The organism is Bacillus sp. 41-22, assembly GCF_025809295.1.
GTDB classification, from domain to species: Bacteria; Bacillota; Bacilli; order Bacillales; family Bacillaceae_G; genus Bacillus_A; species Bacillus_A mycoides.
In genome coordinates this window covers 2,392,420-2,404,856 of sequence record NZ_CP084035.1, presented here as the reverse complement: position 1 = coordinate 2,404,856, position 12,437 = coordinate 2,392,420, and the positions used below count along the sequence as shown (strand labels likewise).

The following is a 12,437-nucleotide window of genomic DNA, read 5'->3' as shown; positions in this document are numbered from 1 at the left end:
ACATAAAGCTGCCCTCACTTTTAATATGGTTTCAATATATAGACATGATACAAGTTTCATTTGTTCCATTGTTTATCTTTTTTTTCGACAGATGATATTTCTAAAAAAATGTAATAAAAAAGACCAGGATAAATTCTTAAAATCATCCTGGTTTTTCTGTATTAAATATATTTTCATTATTTTTTTATAATAGAAACCGCATCTAATACATCCACTTGACTCCCCATAGTTTTAGTGAGTTTTTTCCATTCAGTTTCTGCTTGTACAGCCGTAACATCATCTGTGTTATATGGTCTATCTTCACCATACGATTTATTGAAATGAAGGATTTCCATTGATGTTTCATTTACAGGGATTTGATTGAAAGTAGTATTGTCAACAATTACAATCAGCTCCTCATAATCTGAATTACGATAGTGACCAAACCAAGTATCGCTAGCATACTGGACTTCTATTTTCTTTTCATTAATTGTTAATTCCTTAATTTTTTTATTTTTCTTACTAGCCAATAATACAGCTATACCTTTTGGAGCTGAAGGTAATGACTTTATTGGATCTGAACTCCATACTTCATTATCATTATCTGATTCTCTCAACACACCTATCTCAACCATTTTCTCTGCAGTTTTTCGTTCCATAATTAATAGTTGTTTACCGCCAGTTTCTGCTTTTTTCACTTTATATAAAGTGTTGGTCTTAATTTCACTTTTATGTTGACTTACTATTTCTTTTAATGATTGTTCTTCCCCAATCAATAAAGCGGCATTCCTTGGTTCTTCTTTCTTTCCAAAAGAACAAGCCCCTAACATAGAAATTGATACAACTCCTGCCATACACACTTTCATTACTTTTTTCATTTCTTTTTCTCCTCTTTGCTTGTTTTATCAATACGTTACATGATTTTTTTATATAACCGTTGTAAATAACGCCAACGGACAGTGAAAAAGTACACACTTTGAATGGATATAAAGGCTAGTATAATTAAAATGGACATCTTTAAAACAGAGAAGTCAATTAGCTGTTGCAAGGCTATAAAAGCGACACCACTATGAATAATCGCTATAATTAAAGGCAAGAAGAACATTAACGTAAGCTGACGCGTTACGATTTTCTTTAGCTCTCTTCTACTTAGACCGACCTTCGCAATCATTTCATATTGTTGTTGTTCCCTTTCTAAATCTGCATATAGTCGGAAATATAAAAGACTGGCTGCGAACGTAAAGAATACGATCCCTACTAATACACTGACAATAAGTAAAATACCGTTCTCTTGTTTCGAAAAAATCCATTCAGAATACAATGCTTTAAAATAATGATGTGCTTGCACCGAATTATTATTACCCATTGTTGCTTCTAATTTTTTTGTAACCACTCTTGATTTCTCCCAATTTTCCACTACAAATCCATATTGACTTTTCATTACGTAAGAATCATCTTCTGTCTTTCTATTCGGGATTGTATCGTACAAAGAATCCGAAACAACAATAATAGCTCCAATTGTATTTGGGAGAACTATATACGGGACTGCCTTCTTGACCCCAAGGGACATCTCTAAGTTTTCCTGTACTACATCTATTTTCTCGGGTATATCTTTTCCTCTTGCATACTTTTCTTTTTGCGAAATTATTGAGGGTACTATAATCGCTTCTTGATCATTATCTATCTTTTCCATTTCATACCCGAAGATTTTTGCAAACTTGTTATACTCTGATACTTTGATTAGCACTAAATTATTTTCCGTGAATTTAGGATTCGTAACCGCTACCTGATAAGAAAAATTTGAACGAGTGAGTTGTTTTTTTATTTTTGTAATGTGCTCTCCTTCTTGGGGATTCTCGCCTAACGAGGTATAGGTAAATGCAAATGGATTGATCATCTCCGTTAATCCCTTATTTCCCATTGCTAAACATGTACCAATTCCTGTGAAAGCCACCGCGGAAACAATCGCTAGCATAAAGAACATAGTTGCATTATCCTTCATACGATAAGCCAATTCAGATATGGTAAGTAGGTTCGTTTTATTAAAAAATACAGTGTCTTTTTTCTTTAAGACACGTATTACATACACGCTCAACTGTGAAAATAGAAAATATGTCCCTGCCACTACAAAAACTACTCCTCCAAGTAAGTAAGGCATAATGAAGTTTCTTTCTAGTACGAAATAGAACACACATCCATACCCTAACCCAATTAATAATACGGAAAGGAATGCTAATGCTTTTGATGCCTTTGGCTCTGGTTTTGGCTTTTCCTCTGATTTCATCAAATCAATTAACTTGTTTGCTTTTACCATTTTAGAAGTAAACAACGAAATGACTAGAAACAGAATCAAAAATGCGCCAGTTGTCGTAAAGACAGCTTTTATAGGAACGTAAAAAGGAAGACCCTTATCAATCGCTAATATATTTTCACTTGCCAATAAATTGAGCTTTGAAAATATCAAACCAATTAAGATACCAAATGTAATTGAAGCGACTCCAATTAACATATTTTCTAAAAAAATTAATTTATTTAACTGCGCCGGTGTCATACCATGCATGATTAAAATTCCAAATTCTTTTTTTCTTGTTTTTAAAAAAGAACTCACCGAATATAAAAGAAAGAAGAATGAAAATACAAAAATGAGATATTGAGAGATTTGCATCCCCATTGTTCCTAAAAGGCTCATTGTTTTACTTGTGGAGGCTAGTTCTCCTTGTAAATCAGGATGAAAAAGTAAGAGTGAATATGTGAAAAAAACCATAACTGAAAATGAGCTACTTAGAAAGTGTGCAGCATAAGTCCGCTTACTTCGAATGATATTATTAAAAGCGAATCTTTGAAAAGTCATGCTTACGACCTCCTAGTAATGCAAGTACATCTATAATTTTTTGATAAAACATTTGTTGGTTTTCTCCGTTATAAATTTCGTTATATAATTTTCCATCTTTAATAAATACAACGCGATCACAAAAACTTGCAGCCACTGGATCGTGCGTAACAAGCATCATTGTTGCATCTTGTTCTTTATTTAATCGTTTTAATAACTCCATTACATCATTAGCCGCTTTTGAATCTAAGTTTCCTGTCGGCTCATCTGCAAGTAATAATTTAGGTTTATGAATTAGAGCACGTGCAATTGCTGTTCTTTGTGCTTGTCCGCCCGATATTTCATATGTTCGTTTATTTAATATATCTTGGATGCCTAATTTTTCTGCAATACCTTCTACACGCTGATTCATATCCTCAACTTTAGTACCATCTAACGTCAGAGGAAGAACAATATTTTCTTTTACAGTTAATGTTGTAAGAAGATTGAATGCTTGAAACACAAAACCTAATTCACGTCTTCGAAATAATGCCAGTTCATTTTGAGATAATTGATATGGATTTTCTCCATTAATCAATATTTCTCCTGATGTGGGAGAATCAATAGTAGAAACCATGTTCAACAAAGTAGTTTTTCCACTTCCTGATGGTCCCATTATTCCTACAAACTCCCCTTTTTTCACACTCAAATTAATTTCGGCGAGCGCTTCATAAGATACCTTTCCTGTATAGATTTTACTCAGTTCACAGACCTTTAATATTTCCATATCGTTTTGCTCCTTTTTATCTTTTAATAACCTAAGTTTATCTAAGTGTCCCTTCTTCTCATATCGATTAACCTTTCATATATCTAACAGGTCTGTAATATTCCTGAAAATTCAAACTAAATACCGTTCTAACGATTTGCATAAGGGAAAATAATACAGATTGTTGTTCCTTTTCCTACTTCCGACTTTATTTCAATATCATGTTCCAATCTTTTTATAATATTTTTCACAAGATATAATCCCATCCCAGTAGATTCCTTAAATTTCCGACCGTTTATTCCCGTATAAAATGGGCGGAATACTCTCGGGAGGTCTTCTTTTGGAATTCCCACACCATGATCGTGTATTTCAAGGATTACTGAGCGCTCTTCTTCTAATGTAGTAATAGTAACGTTTTTTCTACTTCCTGCTGAATACTTAATGGCATTGGATATCACTTGATGAATAACAAACCGAAGCCACTTTCTATCGGTTTCTACCATAATAGTTTGTTTTACTTTTACTTCTGGATAAACATAGCTACGGATAAACAGACGTTTATTTTCACGGATTACTTCTTGAACGATTTCTTGTAACGAAACTCTTTCCACATAAAAATCTTGCTCAAACGTTTGTAATCGCGCCATATATAAGACCATTTCTAATCCGTACTGCATTTGATCTACTTCTTCCACAATACTTTCAAAAACCTCCCCATTCTCTTCTTGTGTGATCAGTTCAATAACTGATAGAGGCGTTTTCATCTGATGCACCCATTGATTAATAAATGTAAGGTGCTCTTTTTGTTTATATTCCCAAGTCTTTAACTGTTGATGATATTGACTGTATTGTGTCTTTAACACACGCTGAAGTGCTACTGATAATGGAGTGGAATCGAGTTCTTCTAAGGAGTCCTCTAATGTTTCAGAAGGGTTGGATAATTTGTTATAAAATCTACGATGGCTAAAGTAGCGATAAAGTAAAAACGCAATTAAAAAGCATCCTCCTAAAAACACACTATATAACGCAGTAGATAAGTGGTTATATCCATCCAGCCAATAAACAGTTAGAACGACAAATAGCTGAATGATTGAGAAACAGATGAAAGGGATATGTTCACGTAAAAATAAATTCATTATTATACCTCATCATTCTTCCAAGTTATTTTCAAACGATATCCAGCACCACGAACTGTTTCTAATGCATTTTTTATTCCGATTTCCTCTAATTTTTTTCGGACACGTGTAACATTTACACTTAACGTATTATCATCTACATACGTATAGTCATCCCAAAGTTTTTCTAAGATTTTCTCTCGACTAACAATACTAGGAGATTGTCGTAAGAGAGTTTCTAGTAAAACAGTTTCTTTTTTTGACAGTATACACATGCTATCATTTAGCTTTAATTCCATTTTTTCTGGATAAAGTATTAAACCGGATTGCTGAACAACTCTTTCTTCCGCTTTCGGTGCGTATTCTCCGTAAATTCTTCGAAGATGACTTCGGATTTTTGCCATTACAACTTCATAATGAAACGGTTTAGTGATATAATCGTCTGCACCATGTTCAAGTGCCATAACTTGCTCCATCTCTCCACTACGTGCTGATATAAATATAATGGGACAAGTAGAGACCGTTCTAATTTGTCGGCACCAGTAGAAACCATCAAAACTCGGTAAATTTACATCTAATAAAACTAAATCAGGTTGAATTTTTTCAAAGTTAGCCAAAATATTTTCAAAATCCTCTGTAATATTCCCTTCATACCCGTACTTATTAATATGGGATTGAAGTAGTTTAGAAATTTTTTGGTCATCTTCTACAATCATAATTTTATACATATATTAAGCTCCTTTTATTTATCTTTTCCGACAAAAGACTCCCTTCTCAGTGTCCGTAGGAATCTCCCTCTTCAAACATGCCGCAAGGTCGTTAAGTGGGACTAGTTAAAGTATATGTTTATTATCTGTAAGAATATAAAATATACTTTTATCTTTTAGTATAAAGAAATTCCCCTCTTACTTATATTGAATAACCTTACTTCAAACTAACAGCTTTGTAATATTTCTGAAAATAAAGTTAAGTATAATAGCTCTTATTTTTTAAATTTCAATTATCTAATTTAACATTTTAAAATTTGTTGTTTTATAATTTTCAAATAAAAAATAATCGTATTTAATTGTGTAAAAAACACGTAATTAAATACGATTATTAAAATCATAAAATCTGCGTTTAGACATAAATTAACCGATTCCTAATATAATCTTGAATCGGTAAGGTTTGTATATTTACTAAAGGAGTAAATTTCACCTTCTAATTAAGTATTATTTCTGAAAAACATGTTTTATTTTTTCACCTGGAACGTTGCTCCCGCCTCTTCCTTTTACATCTTCAATCATCATGGTAACAATCATGTTTGGCGCGCTTGCATCGAAAGCTGCAAACCAACCAAGTTCTTTACCCTCTGCTTCTTTCGATTCTTTCAGTTCTGCTGTACCTGTCTTACCAGCGAGAGTTACACCATCAACTTTAGCAGTTCTCCCAGCACCATCAGGATCATTAATAACCTTTATTAACGCACTTTTTAATATCTCTTGATTCTTGGTAGAAATCACATTTTCTTTCCAATTTCCCGCTGCTTTTGTTTTTTTTATAAGATGCGGTGACGGAATGTTACCCTCATTGACAATCGGTGCATAAGTCAATGCTAAATGAAGAGGTGTCATTAATACTTGTCCTTGTCCGTACCCCGTGTCTGCTAGTTGAATATCATTTTTTATCCCATCTTTTGCAATGATTGAAATAGGGAATTCGTATTCAATTGGTAATTTTTCATGAAATCCGTATTTCTTAAATTCATTTACATACTGATCTTTTCCTATTTTCAAAGCTTGTTGAGCAAAATAAATATTATCAGAGTACTTCATTGCCTTATCAAAATCAACTGGACTAGCATCCTTCACACGTGTTACATAATAATTTCCCCAAGATGAATCTTTTGTCCACTTTAATCCTTGAATTTTAAATTCTTCCTTAGGATTTATTGTGTTTGTTTCCAAACCAATTGCACCTGTTATCGTTTTAAATACGGAACCTGGTACAAATGCTTGTGTGAAGCGATTCATCATTGGCAGTTTCGAGTCATTATTCCATGCTTCCCGTTGAGCTTTTGATGCTCCTCTAACTATTGTATTTGGATTATAAGCAGGGCTACTTACAAGTGCGATTGTTTCACCCGTTTTAGGATTGACCGCTGCACTAGATCCTGCTTCATTTTTCATCTCATTAAAGATTTTTTCTTGAATTGCGGCATCAATAGTTAACGTAACATTTTCCCCTTTTTTTGCTTCTTGTTTTGCTACGTTTTTAATCTCTTTCCCGTTCTCATCTTCCATAAATACGCGTCCACCCTTTTCACCACGCAATTTATTCTCTAATACTTTCTCTAAACCTGTCTTACCCACTAAATCATCTGCTTGATAACCTTTTTTTTGAAGCGATTTTAACTCCTCTGCATTTACCTTTCCTATATATCCCGTTAAGTGTGCCGCTGCTTCTCCTAATGGATACGTACGAATATTTACTGGGCGAGATGAAACTCCTTCTAATTCAATATAATCATTCTGTCTGGTTCCCTCTTTTAAAATACCAATTGGTACAAGGGAATCTGGTTTTATCCATTTCGCTGCGAGCTTTTGATTGATCTCTTCTATAGACATATCAAGTAATTGTGCTACTATTTCTTTCGTTTGCGCTGCCGTTTCACCTAGTTTCTCTGGAATAATTCCAACTTCAGTCGCTTTACCATTCGTTGCAAGCCCTTTTCCATTTCGATCATATATTTCTCCGCGTTTTCCTTGCTCTGTTTGCATACGTACTTTGTAATCTTTTTTCATACCTGGGAAAATGAAGTCTGGTGTCCAATCTATTTTCCAAGATTCCTTATCTTTATCTTTCACGAGTTTTGCTTCATGGATGAATGAAACTGTTCCTCCATCCGTATCCATATTAACTTCAAAAAGAAAAAGTTCTTTATCTTTAGTATTCTCTCCTTTCGTTTTAATTTTTAAATTCTTAACTCCAATACCCTCATAAATTTTTTGATATTTCTCTGTGAACTCCTTTTTAGAAATCGTTTTTTTTGCATGTTCTGATAAATAATCATACATATTTGTAAATTTTTTATCATTCCATAAATTGATATATTCTTCAAATGCTTGTTTTGGCGGCTCATCTTTATTGCATCCTACCAACATAACTCCAAAACAAAAGAAAAGCAGCATCCATATTTTTTTCAATTCAATCTTCTCCCTTAATTAAAAATGATTATTCCTTTCTAAATATGTTAAATAAAAAATGTTTTAACGCTTAATAGACAGTGTAAGTAATGAAATAGTTCCACATTTACAAAAAAATTAAATTTATGGTTAAGCTGCATTCAAAAAGGGAAGATTTTAAGATTCTTACAAACGACGAATATATTTAGCGAACGTTATCATTATTAGTGTTGTTTTAACAATTCATTTAAAATACCTTTTAGTTCATTTTCGCCAATTTCATCTTTTTTCTTTATAGATTATTGATACAAAAAAAGAATCCTTATACTAAGGATTCTGCAACAGAAAATAACAAAAATATAAACAATAAAAAGAATTACTTAAAGTATAATTTATAGGCACTCTATATCCTTCTTTTTCGCACCAAAAACCCCTGTACAGCACGCGACAGGAGTTTAGGTCATTCTACAGCTTATTTAAAAGAGTCATGTACAGGCAAACTACTAAAAATCAATTCAGCAACTTTTACATATCCTTTTGAGTTTGGATGAATTAAATCCGTAGACCAAAGCGTATTGTCATTAACTAAATGATGATTCCAAAAGTCAACATGATGAAGCTTATACTCTCTACTCAGTGAAAGTATAACTTCATTTGCCTCTAATAATTGTTCTTTTAATACTTGTTTTTTTTCAGAAGGAAATGGAAGCCGAACTGTAAAATCTGGAAGGTTTGCTATAATAATATCAGCACCTGCTTTACTTAATGTATCTATCATAAATTCCATATCGTTCTTATATGCTTGATGATTCCAACGTCCTTTTAAAACATCGTTTGCACCTGCAATTAGACTAACCAAATCTGGATTAAAAGTTAATGCCTGTTCCAATTGCTGTGAGCGAATTTCTTTAGTTACTAACCCACGTTTTGCAAAATTAGCATATTTTAAATCATCTACACACAGTTGAACAAAATGATCTACCCAGCTTTTTAATGCTATTCCCTCAACTTCATCCCCTATCCCCTCTGTAAAACTATCACCAATCGCTACAAATCGCTTCCACATATATAGTCCCCCTTTTTTGTTATTCATATCTACACTATACAATAGCCCACAGCGTAATTGTTCTTCTTAAATGTTTTTCAATTTCAATTAAATTCCATAGGAGATTTTTCAAATGAGCAAGACAACTCGATTAAACTATTTCACATGAACAAAAACATGAAAATCTACGTTATCTTCTCGCAGAAATAGGTTGAGACCAACTATCTTTCCCATTATCATTTAAGTGTACTTGAAAAACATATATAGGTTGAGAAAAGCCTTTTGTATCAGCGTAGTAATCTATATTATAATCTGTAATGACTAATGTATCACCTGCTTTGAAAGATATTATAGGATCAAAGTCTCCTTGTTTTAGTTTTTGAAATACTTCTTTGGGAGACAGAATTTCGACATCTCGAATATGTGATTTTTTTGTAACTGGCTCATTGTCATTAGGCATTTTTGTAATTTCCTCTTTGTAAACAGGCATTTTATTACCTTCGTCTTTTAACTCTATTGATGTTTTTATAGTGACATCAGTCATGTCTGTTTTTGTAATGGGATCTAAAGGCATATTCCCAAATTCCTTCATTTGATACGAAATCATTATTCCAAGTGCAACAAAACTTACTGTAATCGGAAGAAATAAATATTTGGTCATTTGTGTATCTGTTTCTTTTTTCTTCAACAATATAAGAACTATATTTAACATAGAATATCCTAGCATCATTCCTAAAGTATTATGAAGTAAATCGGCTAGTTCCATACTTCCACGTTGCATTATAAATTCAAGGATTTCAAGCAATAAACTTGCTATAATTGAGCTGATTAACATCCATTTTGTTTTTTGAAAAACATTACTAAATAAAGGTAATAAAATTCCTAACGGAAAAAGCATACCTATATTCACAATGATATGGAAAAAAGAAGAAAATGAAAAGGTATTCCATGCTTTTCTATAAACACTAAGTACATCAAAGTCAATTGTTCTTGCAAAAGTTATATCATCTGGACGACCAAATGAAGTAGCTGATAATACAAGGGAATAATATCCTATTATCAATATAAACAATATAACTTGTTGTACGGTAAATTCCCCCCCTCCTTTACATACCTTTTTGTATACTACAAAGTAGCTAAAAACAAAAATGAGTAGTAACAAGAATGTGAGTTGTATTGTAGGAATTGCAAAGGTAACAAGTAGTTCGGAAATAAAATTCATTTTACACCTCTGTTTTTACGAATAAAATATTCAATAGTTTTATATAACATTTTAGATATAGATAGCGATGTGTTGTTACCCCTAATAATTATTAATACAGAATTAAACCTGTATACATTGAGCATTTCTTCCTCTTGAAACTAGCTTTATTTGACCAAGCAGCTACAAGGAAACTAGCTTTTTACTAATTGTACTTTCGGCTATGTCTGGAAAAACGTTACGAAGATTCTCTTTAGTAAGAGGATTTTTGGAGTTAAGTATAAAATTAAAAATTTGTTCAATTTTAGTATATTTATATAGAATCCGTAATTGACCGATTCCTAATATACTTAGGAATCGGTCATATTCGTATATTTACTAAAGAAATAAAATTCCTTCAAGCATTACACTTTTTTTCGAAAATTTGTTGTTCTTTGTTTTGCCCAGTTGATACATTTCTTTTCAATTAAATGATACGAAACTATAGAAAAAAGTATTGTCATTGAAATACACAAAGCAAGAAGGAAAAAGATAGGTATCTTTGTATACAAAAGTTTAAATAGTACCATCATGATTGGAAAATGACACAAATAGATACTGTATGAAATTTCTCCTAAGTATACAAATACACTCTTATTTAAAAATGCTTTCACTTTTAGGTTACTCATGGCCATTATTATAAATATACTAACACCGATTACGACACCCCAATCTTTTAATAAGAAAGTAGTATCATTACGGGAAAAACCATAAATTAAAATGGAATATAAATATAGAATAATCCCTAATGCAATAAGAAATCCTTTATTAAATTTTTTCATATTCCTATATAAGTAGATAAGCTTTTCCTGATGCTTAAAAAGTAACATTCCAACCATAAACATCGATGTGAAATGCAGTGTATCGGCATAACCATTATAAAATCCCTCTGCTTTCCCTATATGCAACATATTAAGGAAAACACTAATTAAAGAAAAGCTCAAAGCAAATAGTATCGTTTTCTTCCAACTCAGTTTATAAAAAAGAAGGAATAACAACGGAAACACAATAGATATACGCATTTCTTGAGCCAATGACCAGATAACTGGATTATAATTTTCCGTAAAAAAGTTATTAAGAAGCACAAAATGGTTTATAATATCTATTTTTGTTATAGACCCTTGCCACCTATCATAGAACCAATCCCGTAGTCCAGCCACTTCATACGGCGAGAACAAAATAAATAAAGCAAAGGTAATGATTATCCAAAAATAATAAGGAATATAGATTCGTACAAATCGCTTAATTAAATATCCCCAATAATTTGTTTTTGAATGATAAAGTGCCATAGATAACACAAAACCACTGAGTACATAAAAAACGATTACAGCTTCCCCGCCAGCCCATAAAAACCTAAGCGGAGAAAATTTAATAGAATTAGGCAACGATGGTAGCATTAAACAAAAATGTCCAAATACCACTGTCAGTGCCGCTAACCCTCGTATGGAATCTAATTCTTTTATTCTCTTACTCATAAAATGTTCTCCTTATAAATTGTAGATTTTGCTGTTAATAAAGGCCACTATACTATTGTAGTGGGAGAATTATACATATTGTTTCTTTAAATTCCTAATATAAGCAGTACAAAGTCAATCTATGTATCTGTTTTAGGAAACTTTCGTATTTAGGCGTAAGTTATATAATAATAGAAAGAAAAAAGAAATTTCATTCTATAAAATCGTATTGTCGTTTAGAAAACATTTTAAAACTGTTTTCTAACCCCTCGTTATAGTCTGTCTGCTTATTTGTCCATTGAACACCCTTATTCCCAGGCCACCCTGAGGTATTAGCAACATGTTTTAATAGCTCTGGTCCTTTTAAATTTTGCTGTAAACCACGGTTATATGCATTTTTCATATTAGATATTGCAATTCGAGTATTAGTTTCTATATTTTTCAAATCTTCGTTCGTTAAATCTTTAGGTGCTAGTCCACCTCGATGGAGCTGAAACAGTCCAAATGATGTGCCTTGATCTCCGACTGCATTTTGATCAAACTTACTTTCATGGAATGCAATAGATAAAGGAATCCATGGCGGTATACCATGCTCTATTGATATTTGTTGAATCGTGTCTCTTACTTTAACTCGGTTAGTATGATGGTCATATGCGTATTTTGTAAGATATAGCCCTCCTGTTAAAACTAAAATAAATACTCCACTTTTTATTAATGGCCCTCTCATCGACGTCACCTCACTTGTCAGTATCAAAGATTGTCACTAGTAATCCTATCTTTTTGGGATATTAACTCGTAATCATGTATCATTTTGTTATTCTTTGTTTCATTAATTACCGATTTTCAGGTGAAATTATTAGTGGGT

10 protein-coding genes and 1 pseudogene are annotated in these 12,437 nt (G+C 32.3%); all 11 read right to left on the bottom strand.

Going from position 1 to position 12,437, the window contains the following annotated elements; translation table 11 throughout:
• Positions 1–176: 176 nt before the first annotated feature.
• Positions 177–857, bottom strand: a complete 681-nt coding sequence (locus LCF45_RS12270) for a lipoprotein BA_5634 family protein (protein ID WP_263894854.1) — start codon at positions 855–857, stop codon at positions 177–179.
• A gap of 35 nt (positions 858–892) precedes the next feature.
• Entirely contained in the window at positions 893–2,830 is a 1,938-nt protein-coding gene (locus LCF45_RS12265) for an FtsX-like permease family protein (RefSeq protein ID WP_078204149.1), read from the bottom strand.
• Positions 2,805–3,575 carry an ABC transporter ATP-binding protein gene (locus LCF45_RS12260; RefSeq protein WP_003189289.1) on the bottom strand — a complete coding sequence of 257 codons (771 nt, stop codon included), beginning with the start codon at positions 3,573–3,575 and terminating at the stop codon, positions 2,805–2,807. The genes LCF45_RS12265 and LCF45_RS12260 overlap by 26 nt, the downstream gene beginning before the upstream one ends.
• Positions 3,576–3,703: 128 nt before the next feature.
• Entirely contained in the window at positions 3,704–4,690 is a 987-nt protein-coding gene (locus LCF45_RS12255) for a sensor histidine kinase (protein ID WP_002017026.1), read from the bottom strand.
• A gap of 2 nt (positions 4,691–4,692) precedes the next feature.
• On the bottom strand, positions 4,693–5,397 hold the full coding sequence (locus LCF45_RS12250; protein ID WP_002085493.1) for a response regulator transcription factor: 705 nt from the start codon (positions 5,395–5,397) through the stop codon (positions 4,693–4,695).
• 483 nt (positions 5,398–5,880) lie between these two features.
• Positions 5,881–7,854, bottom strand: coding sequence for a penicillin-binding transpeptidase domain-containing protein (locus tag LCF45_RS12245; RefSeq protein ID WP_002168360.1), 1,974 nt, complete (start codon positions 7,852–7,854; stop codon positions 5,881–5,883).
• A 451-nt stretch (positions 7,855–8,305) separates the two neighbouring features.
• A complete protein-coding gene (locus LCF45_RS12240; protein WP_033729156.1) occupies positions 8,306–8,899 on the bottom strand; it encodes an SGNH/GDSL hydrolase family protein in 594 nt (197 codons plus the stop codon).
• 169 nt (positions 8,900–9,068) lie between these two features.
• The gene (locus LCF45_RS12235) at positions 9,069–10,100 is read right to left on the bottom strand and encodes a VanZ family protein (protein ID WP_033733977.1); all 1,032 of its coding nucleotides are present in this window, start codon (positions 10,098–10,100) and stop codon (positions 9,069–9,071) included.
• Positions 10,101–10,262: 162 nt separating this feature from the next.
• Positions 10,263–10,394, bottom strand: a pseudogene (locus tag LCF45_RS12230) (Fic family protein); the annotation flags it as partial.
• Between the two features lie 89 nt (positions 10,395–10,483).
• A complete protein-coding gene (locus LCF45_RS12225) occupies positions 10,484–11,593 on the bottom strand; it encodes an acyltransferase family protein (RefSeq protein ID WP_002127447.1) in 1,110 nt (369 codons plus the stop codon).
• 190 nt (positions 11,594–11,783) lie between these two features.
• The gene (locus tag LCF45_RS12220) at positions 11,784–12,299 is read right to left on the bottom strand and encodes a transglycosylase SLT domain-containing protein (protein ID WP_016126958.1); all 516 of its coding nucleotides are present in this window, start codon (positions 12,297–12,299) and stop codon (positions 11,784–11,786) included.
• Positions 12,300–12,437 lie beyond the last annotated feature (138 nt).